Source organism: Pelobacter propionicus DSM 2379, assembly GCF_000015045.1.
GTDB lineage: Bacteria > Desulfobacterota > Desulfuromonadia > Geobacterales > Pseudopelobacteraceae > Pseudopelobacter > Pseudopelobacter propionicus.
The window spans coordinates 679,036-692,269 of record NC_008609.1 but is presented as its reverse complement, the minus strand read 5'-3'; the positions used below and the strand labels follow the sequence as shown (position 1 = coordinate 692,269).

The following is a 13,234-nucleotide window of genomic DNA, read 5'->3' as shown; positions in this document are numbered from 1 at the left end:
TAAAACATGCCCGGATCAAACGGCTGTCCGGGCTATTCAAGCAGCATCGATATGTCCATGGCCCGCGCCGAATGGGTCAGGGCGCCGACCGAGATGATGTCGACCCCTGTTTCGGCAATGGCTCTCACCGTATCCAGCGAGACACCTCCCGACGCCTCCAGCGGCACACGACCGGATACCAGCGAGACAGCCGCACGCATATCATCCAGAGTCATGTTGTCCAGCATGATCACATCGGCCCCCGCAGTCAGCGCTTCTTCAACCTGTGCCAGGGTCTCAGTCTCGATCTCGATTTTCAGGGTATGGGGAATATATGCCCGGGCGCGGCTGATAGCCTCGCCAATGCCGCCAGCCGCGGCAATGTGGTTTTCCTTGATCAGCACGCCGTCGTACAGCCCGGTGCGGTGGTTAAAGCCCCCGCCCACCCGGACGGCGTACTTTTCCAGCTCCCGCAGGCCGGGGGTGGTCTTGCGGGTATCCACGATACGCGTCCTGGTCCCCCGCACCGCCTGGACGAAGTGGGAGGTGATGGTGGCGACACCGCACATGCGCTGCAGCAGGTTGAGGGCAACCCGCTCACCCATGAGCAGGTCGGCCGCATCCCCCTCCAGGGTAGCGAAGACGCTCCCGCTGGCGATCAACTCTCCGTCGACGGCGCGGGCGGCAAAATCAACGGGAGAGCCGCCAAGGCGGTCAAAAACCCTTTCGGCAACAGAGATGCCGGCCAGCACGAAGTCTTCCTTGGCCACCAGGCGCGCGGTTGCCGGCCGCTTCTTCGGCAGGAGGGCACGGGTGGTGATATCTCCGGTGTGAATGTCTTCGGCCAGGGCAGCATCGATGAATCGGTCAAGTGTAAGCATGTCATCCGCCTGATAGGGTAAATGTGTCCCTGTATACCACAGGTTAGGGGGGGTATCAACCGCAAAACCGGCGCGCCGGGCAGTGCTTTCCAGGGGGGCGGACAAAAGCCTACGCTGTCCGGTGGAGCATCCAGGGCAAAATAACCGCCAAGAATCAGACACAAATCGTTGCAGGACTCCTGTCCCCTGATGATAAAGCGCGCTTTTTTTATCGTTTCCCAATCCGCCCACCCCAAGGGCAAGCGTAGGAGTCGGGGGACAGAGTCATCATGCGGCCTGTCCGCGAGGGTGAAATCCATACGGCTTGAGCCCGCAACAAAAAAAGGCGCCTCTCGGAGAAAAGGCGCCTCTGTCATCCGTACCATTGGTTGGCGGCGGGCAGGACACTACCCTCTCCGCCTGTCCATGATATAGCAACTCTTTTTGGAATCCTTGGCCTGTGCCTTCAGATCCGCCGCCACCTCCGCCACCTTGGCGGCGTGCCGCAGGTGGGGAGAATCGGTGGGGACAACGCCGATGGAGACGGAGAGCAGCGGAATCTGATCCATAGCCCCTTTGCGGTTGATGCCATTGTAATAGCCGCGGGCCTTCGTCTCTTCGTCAAACAGGTCCAGCACGATTCGGTCAAAGTAGGCGATGACCGTCTGGCAGACCACCTCCGCCCGTTCCATGGGGACGATGGCGACGAAATCGTCACCTCCCACATGGCCGCAGAAACCGCCCCCCGACTCCCGCACCGCATTGAATATGATGCGCCCCAGCATGCGGATAACCTCATCGCCGCGGCCGAAACCGTACACGTCGTTATAGGGCTTGAAGCAGTTGATATCCAGGTAGCAGACCGCCAGCGGCTTGCCCATGGATTCCTCGATGGCCCGCTGGATGGAGGTGTTGCCGGGAAGGCGCGTCAGAGGGTTGTTGTCGAAGATGCGCTTGATGCGGAAGAGCGCCAGAGAGATGCGGCAGAAGAGTTCGTTATAATCGAGCGGCAACTGGATAAAATCGTCCAGGGGACAATTTTCCCATTCAAAGGCGCCGGCATCGCACGGCTTAACCAGGCCGATGATCGGGATGGCACTGAAGAAGCTGTCACCCCGCAGGCTGGCTATCATTTCGGCGCTGCCGTCGTTACCCGTCGAGAGATCCACGACCATCATATCGGGAGGATCGTCGTAGACGGTATTAAGGACCTCGTCGCTGCGGGTAATACAGACGACCAGGTACCCCTTGCTCAACAGGCGTACCTGGGCATGGGTTGCCAGGGAGGCATCGGTTGTCACCAACATTATCCTGACCGTCTGAGCCATGGTTTACGCCTGCATCTCCTGACTGAAACACTTTACTTCAATTAGCTTATCTTCCAGTTCATCCACAAGCTCGGCAAGTTGCTGATCGGTCAGCCTGAGCAGATCCCAGGCTTCCTGCTGGATCAAGGGAACCAGACAGTCTCCGCCATTCCCGAAGCCGCTGGCCTTGATGAGCACATCGGCAAGATGCACCACGGCGGTTTTCACCCGGTGGTTCATTGCCCGGCTGACGTCGTGGTGAAAAGCGATCGGCTCGCTCAGCTTGTCCGGCAAAAACCAGCACTTTGCAAGCCAGGCGCCCACCTCGGCATGATCGGTGTCGAGCATTTCCTGTTCCGCTTCCCGCGAGAAGAGCTGTTTTTCCCTGACAGCGGAACGGATGCGACTCTCTGCATCACGACACTTCAGGGAGATGACCACCTTGCCGATATCGTGCAACAGCCCGGCGGTTGCTATCTCCTCGCTCTCGGGAAGCTTGAGCTTGCCGGCTATCAGGTTGGCCGCCGCGCCGACTCCCAGGGAGTGCTCCCACAATCCGACGCTGTCGTTTTCCATGATCTCGAAGAAGGAAGAGGAGAGCGCCAGACTCTTGACCACATTGACCCCCAGCAGGATCATGGCATTGGAAATGGTCGAAACCCGGTAAAAACCGTAGGAAGGGGAGTTTGCCAGCCGCAGGATGCGGGCGGAAAGCGCCTGATCGGAGGTAACGATCCTGGCCATCTCCTGCACCGAAGCCCTGTTGCTCTCCGAGAGCTCGTTGAGCTTGAGGATAACCCCCGGCAGTGTCGGCAAGGTTCGCGTATCCATGATAATTTTCTTTATTTCACTCCGTCTGTCTTCCACCCTCATCTCCCATGGAGCGCTTGTAATAATCAGAATAGATGTCATACAGCCTGGCCATCAGAGGATCATGTCGCACCTTCACGAAACGGTGTTCAAGATCATGCAGCACAGCATCAAGAGATCGGTCGCCTTCCTCCCCGCAGGGGCACCCCTCCACATAGATGGTCGCAATATCCATGTGTTCCAGGCGGGTTATCAAAGAGGCGGTCAGAACGGTCTTTTTCCCGCAGACGGGAAATCCGGCAGTAGTCCCGTTCCGGAAGATATCCCGGGCTAGTACCATTCCCGCGGCAGCGGACTTCAAGGTAATTTTCTGCATTGCGTGAGCACCCCGGTTTGCACGAAATAGCACAGCGGTTCAGGCAATCTGTATCAATATAGAACAAACCACACAAAGTCAATGAATTGCTACTGGATTTGGCCCTCATCCCCTTGCCGCGCACAGGCCCCGGCTTCAAGTGGCCAAGGAGTCACCAGGGACATCATGGGCGGCCCTGGCACGTATTGTCGCGGCTGCCCCCAGCAACCCGGCGTCGTCACCCAGTTCGCCCCGCAGGATTGAAAAATCGGCAAGGATTTGGGAAAAACAGCGCATCCGCAGTTCATTGACCAGGGAGGGGCGCATCAACTCCAGACTGGGCGCCACGCCGCCGCAGATGATTGCCGCCTCCAGGTTGAGGGTCGTGGTCAACGAGGCCAGGGCAATCCCCAGATAGCGGCCAGCCACCTCGAATGCCGTCTGCGCCTCCACCCACCCCTGGCGGGCCAGTCGGGCGACCCGGGCCGCGTCCAGCGGGGAGGCATCATCCACCTGCCCCCCCTTGATGAGTTCCCCCGCGATGCGGGCAATCGCGCTGGCTGAGGCATACTGTTCCAGACAGCCCCTGTTGCCGCAGCTACAGGGCGCCCCTTCCGGCTCAACCGTAACATGGCCGAATTCCGCGGCAAAACCGCCGACACCGTTCCAGATCCGACCGTCGAGAACAAGCCCGCTCCCCACCCCCGTTCCGAGGGTGATCACCACGAAGGAGTGCAGCCCGCGACCGGCACCGTGGGCTGCCTCTCCCCGGGCGATGAGGTTGGCGTCATTGTCGCATGTGGACGGCAGTGAAGTCTGCTGTTCCAGAAATCTGGACAGGACAAAACCGTCCAGGGGGCGCATGTTGACCGAGGCATGGATCATTCCATCCCTGCCAACGAGTCCGGGCACACCGACGCCAATACCGACGACGGACGCCCCCCTCGCGGAAGCCTCGTGCTCCATCCCGGAGATTCCCTCCAGGAGGCGACGGCAGAAGGGGTCGCGGCCATGGTCGATACGACTGAGAGTCCGGTTGCGGGAGAGAACGCAACCGGCGGCATCCACGAGGGCGAAGCGGAGATTGGTGCCGCCGATATCAACGGCTATGGCGAGAGTGTTCCTTTCCGTCATGATCAGGGACATCTCCCCAGGGCCTGATACAGTCGGTCGTAGGATTCCAGCAGTCCGTCGGGAATGACCCTCACCCCTCCACAGGTCGCCATGAAGTTGGTATCTCCGATCCAGCGCGGAACGACATGAATATGCAGATGTTCCTCAATGGCCGCTCCGCCGGCCTTGCCCAGGTTGACACCGATATTGAAACCATCGGGCCGTGCCACCTCCCGCAAAAGGGCACGCGCCCTCCGCACGCCCCGCATAAGGTCCAGCAATTCGCTATCATCCAGGTCATCCAGTTCAGCCGTGTGCCGTGCGGCCACAACCATCAGATGACCGCAGGTATAGGGGTAGCGGTTGAGCATGATCAGCGAATGTTTCCCCCTCGCCAGCACCAGCAGTTCACGGTCCTGGCCGGCCGTATCCCGCACCTTGCAAAATACGCAACCGACCTCCCTGACCGGAGACGCCAGATAGGTCATGCGCCACGGCGCCCAGATTCTTTCCATAAGACGTTCCTCCTCGCTGATTCCATTGCCTCAAATTGTAGCAGTAGCCGGGCGAGTGACAACGACAAATAGCGCGGGAGATGGAGAATTGTACGAAAACATCCACTTTGAGCGGACAAGAACAGGTTTGACTTCGGGGCAATTTTGGTTACAGTAGGCTCGGTGAGCCGTGACGAACCCAGGGCTCACCGTGAGAAACCGAGGTACGCCATGGAGGCACGGATGCTTTTTCTTCCCAAGGGGAACCCCCTGTTCGAAAACCTGGATACGGCAAAGCTGATGCTGCCCGATGTCCTCACCAAGCTCAGATCGGCGGGTTTCAGCGGTTACGTCAGCTTCCTGTTCCCCTCGGCAACGATCATCATGACGCTCGAAACGGGGAAGATGGGCTGCCTGCTGCTCGAAGAGCAGGGGGGAGTACGAAGAGCGGACCGGGAAGCGCTGGCAGAGCTGAGCGACCTGATGCTCTCCACCGGGGAGGGGGTAATGAGTGTGTACACGCTCTCCCCCAGGCTCTGCGCCTGCATCCGGGCGCTCCTCAGGGGTACTGTCGTCTATGGGGCACAGGAGCTGAAACTGCTCAACATCGCCGGCTTGCTTCAGCAGATCAGCTCGGAACGGATCACCGGCTGCCTGCGCACCTACACCAACGACAGATCGTCCCTTATATTCTACCAGGACGGCAGTCCGCTGGGGTTCTTTCACGACGGCTCCTCTGACCTGGAGACGGTCGCCAATGAATCACAGTGGATCGCATCCCTGTCCGGGGCCAAAATAGACCTCTATTCGACCCCGGCCATGGCCGAGCCGCTGGAGACCGACCTGTTGGAGATTGTGGATATTCAGGATTTGTGGAATAACGCCGTTGCCCGCCAGCAGAACGCTGGAACGGTCCCAGCCTGACAGAGGGCATATGGCAGACGAAAAGATTCAGCGGAACAGGAAGAAATGCTGAACGCGGAAGGCCTGCCGCCACCAGCGGGACAGACCAGGGATGGAATGCTACAAATCGAAACCCCGCAGATCTTCATCGGAAAAATCTAGCGACAGCTTATTCCCAGAGGCGTCCAGACGGGAACGGACATCGCGGAAACCGGGCTGGGCCACATCGATCTCGGCCAGCAGGCTGGCGGCTTCTTCTGACTTGCCGGCGGCCTCGCAAACCAGCGCCAGCTCGTATTTGACCGAACAGCTGTCCTCTACGGCCAACTCGCCCCTCAGCAGATCGCGCAGCACCGTCTCGGCAGCTTCCAGAGCCCCCTTCTCCCGCAGACAGGTTCCCTGGAGGACGAGGCAGGCGACCCGGCGCAACGGATCATCGGCAGCCTGGCGGAACTCGTTGAGCGCTTCATCGAAGAGCCCCATCTCTTTGAACGCAACACCCAGATCGTAGTGCGACTGAGCATCGGTTATTTCCACCTCGCTGCCAAACTTAACGCTCCGTTCCGAACCGGCAGCCGCGTCAAAAACATCCTCCACCGCTTCAAGCCAAGCCTCCTCGGCAACGCCGGGAACGGCAGCATCCGGGGACAGGGCGGCAAAAGGCCCGGAATCTTCATCGATCTCGATTTCAACCTCGAGCTCCGGCGGTTCGGAAAAATCGAACGCGACAGGCTCCGCCGCAGACGGCTCCATTCCGACCGTTTCTGGCTCCCCAAGGGAGAGCTCAAGCTCCTGATCCGCACCATCCGACTCCGCGGAGGGCACACCCGGCTGCATCCCGCCGGCGGCTGCGTCCGTCGTCCGGACAGCAGCATGGCTGTCGGAGAACGTCTGCAGGGAGTCAATCTTGTGGTTCAGCGCGGCGGCGCCCTCTCCGTCCCCCAGCGCAGTAAGGGTCCGCTTCAATCCCAAGATGACACGCATGTTGATGGGATCGACCAGTTCAAGCGACCTGTAGATGTCCCGCAGGTCGCCAAGGGCATCCTTGTCGATAAAGTTCTGCTCGTACCTGTCCAGCAGCGAGATTGCTTCTTGCAGGTCCTTTTCGGCAATCAGGCACTCCAGCAAGCCTTTCTGCACGGAGACTTCGTCAGAAAAGAACCTGATACAGTGCTGATAGGCTATCCTGACCCGCTCTGGCTGGTCGAGGCGCTGGTAGGCCTCGATGACAAGTTCCCAGATCCGCCTGTCGTCAGGAGTGCTCTTCAGCATGGTCTGCAGGGCGCCGACCGCGCCGAGTGTGCTCGCGGCGTCACCCCGCACCTGTCCAGCCAGCACATCCAACATGAAACCGTTCTTTTCCGGAAATAGTTGCTGTATGCGGGAGTTCAGCCTGCCCAGCCCCGCACTGTCGCCCCGTTCCTGAAGCAGCGTCGCCAGGCGACTGAAGATATCGTAGGATTCGTCGCGGTTGCCTGCCTGACAGTACGCCTCGGCCAGCTTCAGCATGATTCCGACATTCTGCTGGTCAACGGCATGCATCTTTTCGAGGACACTCAGGGCAGCGTCACTGTTGCCGTTTTTCTCGTGGTAATCGTAGACCTGCTTGTACTCGGCCAGGGCGTTCGCGGCCAGGCCATGTTTTTCGTTGAGCTCGGCCAGCTTCAGCGTAATGTCCATATCGCCGGGAAACATTACCTGGAGTTTCTTGTAGACGGCGATGGCCTTCAGGTAGTAGCCGTTGGTTGTGTAATATTTACCGATCTCCTCAAACTCGTTGCGGGCGTTGTCAATACGCCCGGCTTTAACCAAGAGCTCAGCCAGTCGCTGTCGCTGATTTATGGCGGAGGGATCCAGGGCAACGACCTGTTCATAAGCCTTCACTGCCTTGTCCAGCTGGCCGCGAAGCGCATACCGCTGTGCTTCCGCTATGAGCTTATCCTTCTTTGAACTCACCGATCCCCGTTCCTTTCCACCGTTGCAAAACAGCCCACATAAGCGCTTTTTTTATTAAAACAGCTACGAAAATTATAGTAACCGGCACGGCATGTCAAGAACAATAACGCTCTTAAATCAGCGGTTTCTTTGACTCGTCACGGCCACCGGTTACCTTTTGACACGAGCCGGAAAATGAATTAGTGTTGCATCTCCGTTCGCACCCTGCTAATGCACTGCCCTGAACCCGGAAAACGCGTTTCCCAGCGGAACAGCTCAAAAACAGTTACAAAGACATCAACCTGCTCAGCAGGTCTGGCCAGGTTATCGTTCAGCAAAAAAACCACTATGCGCCATCTCACCGTTTTCCCTGACGCCGAAGCAGTTCACCTGCCTTTGTCTGGCTGGCGCACCCTGCACCATGAAAGCGGGAAAAACAACACGGCATCCGACCCGACCTCGGAAAGAGCCAAAACGGCGCTGCTTTCATTATCCACTTTACGACAACCAGTCATGAAACCTGCCCGAATACAGCTTCGCCTGAACTCGCTGAAGCAGGGCCGTACGGAGCATGAGTACAGAAAATGAACGAACCAGACAACAGCATCGCGGACAGTGTTTCCATCGTCATGGTGGAACCGCAATCACCCGGCAACATCGGCATGGTCTGTCGCGCCATGAAGAACATGGGGCTCTCCCGCCTGCGCCTGGTGAAAGGGTGCGACCGATTTCACCCCGAATCACTCAAGTTCGCGGTCTCGGCCAAGGATCTGCTGGAGCGGGCGGAGTTGTACGACGACCTGGCATCCGCCCTGGCAGACTGCGCCCTGACCGTGGGAACCACCCGCCGCCACGGCAAGTACCGCCAGGAGATACTCTCCCCTCCCCAGGTGGCCACCCTACTCAGGACGCGGGCACAGGGCGACTGCAGGGGAGCTCTCGTCTTCGGCCGCGAGGACAGCGGCCTGACCACCGATGAACTATCCCTCTGCCGCTGGCACGCGACCATCCCCACCTCCAGCGAGTATGGCTCCCTCAACCTGTCCCAGGCGGTCCTACTGTTCTGCTATGAGTTGGGCAAGGCCAGTGACTCTCCCGGTGGGGGCAGAACGGAAATACCGGCCACCTCGGCCGAAATGGAGACGCTCTTCAGCCAGATGGATACCAGCTTGCAGCGCATCGGCTTTCTCAACGAACAGAACCCCGGCCACATCATGCGTTCCCTGCGCAGGATTCTCTTTCGTTCCGAACTGGATAACCGCGAACTGGCCATCCTGCGAGGCATGTTCTCCCAGGTGGACTGGGCCTGCTCCGGCTTCGACGGCAGGAAGCGCCTGTGAACCCAACCAACGTCGGTCTTGTGGCAGGCACCCTCACCAGCATTGCCGCCCTTCCCCAGGTGATCAAGACCCTGCGAACCCGCCATACCAGGGACATCTCCATCTGGCAGCCACTGCTGCTGTCTGTGGGCGTTGCGCTCTGGATGGTTTACGGCATGCTTATCCACGATTTGCCGCTGATCCTGGCCAACATCATCCCGCTGGCTTGCAACTGCGGCCTATGCGTCCTGAAGCTGTACTATGACCACAACGACGGCATCTCGCCATGACCGGGCGGAGGTACCACAAAGGAACGGATTCTGCGGTGGCGGGGGCGGTTTTGACGGCGGTGACCCGTCGAAAGAGTACTGATTCCGTTGTGCGGCACTGATAATCTTGTTGAGATATAACAAAGCGGTTGGGGCACTGTTCGGACGTCTGTCCCTGAACAGCGCCCCGGTCCAGAGTGAATTCAACCCAGGATCTGCTGGCGGAAGGCGTCGATACCCATCTCCTCCACCAGGCGACCGAGACGCACCTCGCGTCCGCAACCGCGGTACCAACTGACGATCCTGTCGACGACCTCCAACACCCGCTCCTCGTCGGCCTCCACATCGGTGAGAAGATCAGCCAGGCGGGGGCGCGCACCGGCGTTACCCCCCACCAGAATCCTCCATCCCTTTGCCGTGGCAACGATGCCGATATCCTTCAATGCCGATTCGGCGCAGGAAACCATGCATCCGGAGACCCCCATCTTCATCTTGTTGGGCAGGACCATGGCGTGGTACTTGTCATCAATCTTGAGCCCCAGCGAGATGGAATCCTGCACCCCTCTCTTGCAGTAGGTCGTTCCGGGGCAGATCTTGACGCTGCGCACGCAGAGGCCGATGGCAGCGCCAGGCTTCTCCGCCAGTTCGCTCCAGACCCTGTCCAGGTCATCCTCCCTGATGCCGATCAGCATGATGCGCTGGGCCGAGGTAAGCTTCAGCTGCAGGCCATACCTGTCGGCCACAGCGCAGATCTTGCGCAGTGTGGCGCTGTCGGTGAGCCCCCCCGGGATGTGGGGAGCAATGGCATAGGTTTCACGGTCCCGCTGCAGAATGGCGCCTTTTTCAAGAATATCCTTTTTCACGATCCCTCCCTGTGGTCCATGTAGTCATGCTTCATTGGCAGGCAGAGTAGCACATCGCTTGAGCCATGAGAAGAATCACAACACGCGGCACAGTTGCAGGCAGAGAATCCCAGCCAGGTTCCCCCCATAGTCCCTGTAGCGCCAACAGCAGGCAGATGTAAGCCAGAACCGGGTAATTGACGGCTTCAACACCTAGCCATCCGTCATCCTCTCACGAAGTGCCGCCTGGGCAGCCGCCAGGCGCGCAATCGGCACCCGGAACGGTGAACAGCTGACGTAATTGAGCCCCAGTTCGTGACAGATGGCAATGGACTTGGGATCGCCCCCATGCTCGCCACAGATGCCGACTTCAAGCCCGGGACGGGTCTTCCTACCACGCTCGACGCCGATTGCCATCAACTGCGCCACACCATTCCGGTCGATCGTCTCAAACGGGTTATCCGGGAGGATGCCGGACTGGATGTAATCGATAAGAAACCCTTTCTCTGCATCGTCACGGCTGATGCCAAAGGTGGTCTGGGTCAGGTCGTTGGTACCGAATGAGAAGAACTGGGCATGACCGGCGATCTCGTCGGCGGTCAGGGCCGCGCGCGGTATCTCAATCATCGTGCCGAACTTGTAGTCGATGACGACACCCTGCTCCTCAAGCACCTGTCGGGCCACCTCCTCCAGCGCCTCGCGCTGCACCTTCAGTTCATTGACATGGCTGGTGAGCGGAATCATCACCTCGGGATGCACATCGATCCCCTCTTTCGTGCATTGGCAGGCAGCCTCGAAAATAGCCCGCACCTGCATCTGGGTCAGGTCCGGCATCATGATACCCAGACGCACACCGCGCAGGCCGAGCATGGGGTTGGCCTCATGAAGGTCCTGCACGCGGCCGAGAACATGTTCGTCATCCTCGATCTTGCGCAGCAGTTCGTCAATCTCGTGCAGGTTGGCGGCGCGCAGCAGACGGATCTTGTTGTCGGCAAGCCCGGTCATCAGCGACTCGTAGTTCGGCAGAAACTCATGCAGAGGAGGATCGATAAGGCGGATAATCACCGGCAGACCGTGCATGGCACGGAACAGGCCGATGAAATCCTCTCGCTGGAAGGGGAGCAACGCATCCAGCGCCTCGCGGCGCTCCGTCGGCTGGTTGGTCATGATCATCTTCTGCACAAAGGAAAGCCGCTCGCTCTGAAAAAACATATGCTCGGTGCGGCAAAGGCCGATGCCGCCGGCACCGTACTCCCGCGCGCGCTTGGCGTCATCGGGGTAGTCTGCGTTGGCCCAGACGCCCAGTCGACGGAAACTGTCGGCCATGACGAGCAGGCGCTTCAGCCATGGATCAGAGATATCCGGCACCATCGTATCCAGCCGACCCAGGAACACCTCACCGGTAGACCCGTCTATGGATATCCAGTCCCCTTCCTCGATCACCTGCTCTTTCACGATCATCAGGCGCTGGGACATGTCTATCTCAAGGGCGGCAACACCGACCACGGCCGGCTTGCCGAACTGGCGTGCGACGAGGGCCGCATGGCTCGTGCGTCCGCCGCGACTGGTCAGGATCCCTTCGGCTGCGAGCATGCCATGCACGTCGTCTGGCTTTGTTTCGGGCCTGACCATGACAACCTTTTTCCCCTCCTTCTTCGCCCAGGCTTCGGCAAGGTCAGCGTCAAAGGCAACCATGCCCACGGCGGCTCCGGGAGACACGTTCAGACCGCTGGCCAGCAGACGCCCCTCCGCACCGGCGGCTTTCTTTGAGTGCGGATTGAACTGGGGATGCAGGAAGAAGTCCACCTGTTCGGGAGTCACGCGCATGACCGCTTCCTCGCTGGATATAAGCCCCTCGTCCACCATCTCGACGGCTATGCGGACGGAAGCCTGGGCTGTGCGTTTGCCATCGCGGGTCTGCAGCATCCAGAGCTTGCCCCGTTCCACGGTGAATTCCACGTCCTGCATGTTGCGGTAATGCTTTTCGAGGATACGGGTGATTTCAACAAACTGTTCCCAGGATGCCGGCATGGTCTGGGCCATCTTCTCCACCGGGTCGGTGGCACGGATACCGGCAACAACATCCTCTCCCTGGGCGTTAATCAGGTAGTCGCCCTCGATCCTCTTCTCCCCCGTGGTCGCATTGCGTGTCATGGCAACACCGGTGGCGCTGTCGTTTCCCATATTGCCAAAGACCATGGTCTGGATGTTCACCGCCGTGCCAAGGTCATGGGCTATTTTTGCAGCGTTACGGTAGTCGATAGCCCGCTTGCCGTTCCAGGATTTGAATACCGCCTCGGTGGCCAACCGCAGCTGTTCCAGCGGATCGGTCGGAAAATCTATGCGGTTGTAGCGGCGGAAAATATCCCTGAAGCGTTCGCCAATGCTCATCCAATCTTCGGCGGTCAGTTCGGCGTCGCTCTTTACCCGGCGTTTTTTACGTACTTCGGTAATGACCTCCTCGAACGGTTCATCGGGAACACCCATTACCACGGATCCGAACATCTGTATCAGCCGGCGGTAGGAATCATAGACAAAGCGCGCATCCCCCGTGCTTTTGATCATGCTCTGGACTGTCTCCTCGTTCAGCCCGATGTTGAGAACCGTATCCATCATGCCCGGCATGGAGAACTTGGCCCCTGAGCGGCAGGATACAAGCAGGGGGTTGCCCGGATCGCCGAATTTCTTGCCGGTCTTCTTCTCCACCTCGGCCAGTGCGGCGAGTTCCTGCTGCCACATATCTTCGGGGAAAGCCATTCCAGCGTCCAGATAGGCGTTACAAGCCTCGGTCGTGACGGTAAATCCGGGAGGCACCGGCAGGCCGATCCTGGTCATTTCCGCCAGGTTTGCGCCCTTGCCCCCCAACAACCCCCGCACATTATCCCATTTTCCACCGACGTAGCTCGATGCCTGGTCCAGTTCATCGAACAGGTACACCCATTTTCTCGTCATAGCATTCATGCCTCCGTAGCAGTATTTGGCGTACTCATTCCTTTGCAGTTAGGAAAAACTCATTCACAACTGTAACGTTGATTTTCCATTATGCAA

The 13,234-nt window shown here is 59.1% G+C and carries 13 protein-coding genes; 4 read left to right on the top strand and 9 right to left on the bottom strand.

All coding sequences use genetic code 11. The features are described from left to right. Positions 1–32 precede the first annotated feature (32 nt). The 6 genes from nadC to PPRO_RS03160 form a co-directional block, all read right to left on the bottom strand. Entirely contained in the window at positions 33–860 is an 828-nt protein-coding gene (gene nadC / locus PPRO_RS03185) for a carboxylating nicotinate-nucleotide diphosphorylase (protein WP_011734597.1), read from the bottom strand. 386 nt (positions 861–1,246) lie between these two features. Beyond that, a complete protein-coding gene (locus PPRO_RS03180) occupies positions 1,247–2,146 on the bottom strand; it encodes a diguanylate cyclase (protein ID WP_232286716.1) in 900 nt (299 codons plus the stop codon). A gap of 24 nt (positions 2,147–2,170) precedes the next feature. Then, complete coding sequence (locus PPRO_RS03175) at positions 2,171–2,977, bottom strand: HDOD domain-containing protein (protein WP_232286684.1); 807 nt, start codon at positions 2,975–2,977, stop codon at positions 2,171–2,173. A 16-nt stretch (positions 2,978–2,993) separates the two neighbouring features. Beyond that, on the bottom strand, positions 2,994–3,332 hold the full coding sequence (locus tag PPRO_RS03170) for a hypothetical protein (protein ID WP_011734594.1): 339 nt from the start codon (positions 3,330–3,332) through the stop codon (positions 2,994–2,996). A gap of 135 nt (positions 3,333–3,467) precedes the next feature. Then, positions 3,468–4,445, bottom strand: coding sequence for an ROK family protein (locus tag PPRO_RS03165; RefSeq protein WP_011734593.1), 978 nt, complete (start codon positions 4,443–4,445; stop codon positions 3,468–3,470). A gap of 2 nt (positions 4,446–4,447) precedes the next feature. Continuing rightward, the gene (locus PPRO_RS03160; RefSeq protein ID WP_011734592.1) at positions 4,448–4,939 is read right to left on the bottom strand and encodes an HIT family protein; all 492 of its coding nucleotides are present in this window, start codon (positions 4,937–4,939) and stop codon (positions 4,448–4,450) included. A gap of 222 nt (positions 4,940–5,161) precedes the next feature. Between PPRO_RS03160 and PPRO_RS03155 the strand changes: the two genes are divergently transcribed. Beyond that, complete coding sequence (locus tag PPRO_RS03155) at positions 5,162–5,842, top strand: hypothetical protein (RefSeq protein ID WP_011734591.1); 681 nt, start codon at positions 5,162–5,164, stop codon at positions 5,840–5,842. A gap of 99 nt (positions 5,843–5,941) precedes the next feature. Here PPRO_RS03155 and PPRO_RS03150 read toward each other — a convergent pair whose 3' ends face one another. Next, a complete protein-coding gene (locus tag PPRO_RS03150; RefSeq protein WP_011734590.1) occupies positions 5,942–7,777 on the bottom strand; it encodes a tetratricopeptide repeat protein in 1,836 nt (611 codons plus the stop codon). A gap of 327 nt (positions 7,778–8,104) precedes the next feature. Between PPRO_RS03150 and PPRO_RS20750 the strand changes: the two genes are divergently transcribed. Genes PPRO_RS20750 through PPRO_RS03140 form a run of 3 tightly spaced genes read left to right on the top strand, consistent with a single transcriptional unit; the run spans position 8,105 to position 9,365 of the window. Further along, the gene (locus PPRO_RS20750; protein WP_157039925.1) at positions 8,105–8,344 is read left to right on the top strand and encodes a hypothetical protein; all 240 of its coding nucleotides are present in this window, start codon (positions 8,105–8,107) and stop codon (positions 8,342–8,344) included. Continuing rightward, positions 8,341–9,096: an RNA methyltransferase gene (locus PPRO_RS03145; RefSeq protein ID WP_011734589.1), complete on the top strand. Its 756-nt coding sequence runs from the start codon at positions 8,341–8,343 to the stop codon at positions 9,094–9,096. The genes PPRO_RS20750 and PPRO_RS03145 overlap by 4 nt, the downstream gene beginning before the upstream one ends. Then, on the top strand, positions 9,093–9,365 hold the full coding sequence (locus tag PPRO_RS03140) for a SemiSWEET family sugar transporter (protein ID WP_011734588.1): 273 nt from the start codon (positions 9,093–9,095) through the stop codon (positions 9,363–9,365). Before PPRO_RS03145 ends, PPRO_RS03140 begins: the two co-directional genes overlap by 4 nt. A 182-nt stretch (positions 9,366–9,547) precedes the next feature. Here the strand turns inward: PPRO_RS03140 and PPRO_RS03135 are convergent, their stop codons facing one another. Both PPRO_RS03135 and ppdK read right to left on the bottom strand, forming a co-directional pair. Beyond that, positions 9,548–10,207 (bottom strand): nitrite/sulfite reductase domain-containing protein, encoded by a 660-nt coding sequence (locus tag PPRO_RS03135; protein WP_011734587.1) that lies wholly within the window; start codon positions 10,205–10,207, stop codon positions 9,548–9,550. Positions 10,208–10,399: 192 nt separating this feature from the next. Next, positions 10,400–13,138 carry a pyruvate, phosphate dikinase gene (ppdK, locus tag PPRO_RS03130; RefSeq protein ID WP_011734586.1) on the bottom strand — a complete coding sequence of 913 codons (2,739 nt, stop codon included), beginning with the start codon at positions 13,136–13,138 and terminating at the stop codon, positions 10,400–10,402. Between the last annotated feature and the right edge of the window lie 96 nt (positions 13,139–13,234).

Excerpts from the sequence above, each read along its gene's own strand:
- nadC (WP_011734597.1), bottom strand. The coding sequence starts at position 860 with ATGCTTACACTTGACCGATTCATCGATGCTGCCCTGGCCGAAGACATT.
- PPRO_RS03180 (WP_232286716.1), bottom strand. The coding sequence starts at position 2,146 with ATGTTGGTGACAACCGATGCCTCCCTGGCAACCCATGCCCAGGTACGC.
- PPRO_RS03175 (WP_232286684.1), bottom strand. The coding sequence starts at position 2,977 with ATGGATACGCGAACCTTGCCGACACTGCCGGGGGTTATCCTCAAGCTC.
- PPRO_RS03170 (WP_011734594.1), bottom strand. The coding sequence starts at position 3,332 with ATGCAGAAAATTACCTTGAAGTCCGCTGCCGCGGGAATGGTACTAGCC.
- PPRO_RS03165 (WP_011734593.1), bottom strand. The coding sequence starts at position 4,445 with ATGACGGAAAGGAACACTCTCGCCATAGCCGTTGATATCGGCGGCACC.
- PPRO_RS03160 (WP_011734592.1), bottom strand. The coding sequence starts at position 4,939 with ATGGAAAGAATCTGGGCGCCGTGGCGCATGACCTATCTGGCGTCTCCG.
- PPRO_RS03155 (WP_011734591.1), top strand. The coding sequence starts at position 5,162 with ATGCTTTTTCTTCCCAAGGGGAACCCCCTGTTCGAAAACCTGGATACG.
- PPRO_RS20750 (WP_157039925.1), top strand. The coding sequence starts at position 8,105 with ATGCGCCATCTCACCGTTTTCCCTGACGCCGAAGCAGTTCACCTGCCT.
- PPRO_RS03145 (WP_011734589.1), top strand. The coding sequence starts at position 8,341 with ATGAACGAACCAGACAACAGCATCGCGGACAGTGTTTCCATCGTCATG.
- ppdK (WP_011734586.1), bottom strand. The coding sequence starts at position 13,138 with ATGACGAGAAAATGGGTGTACCTGTTCGATGAACTGGACCAGGCATCG.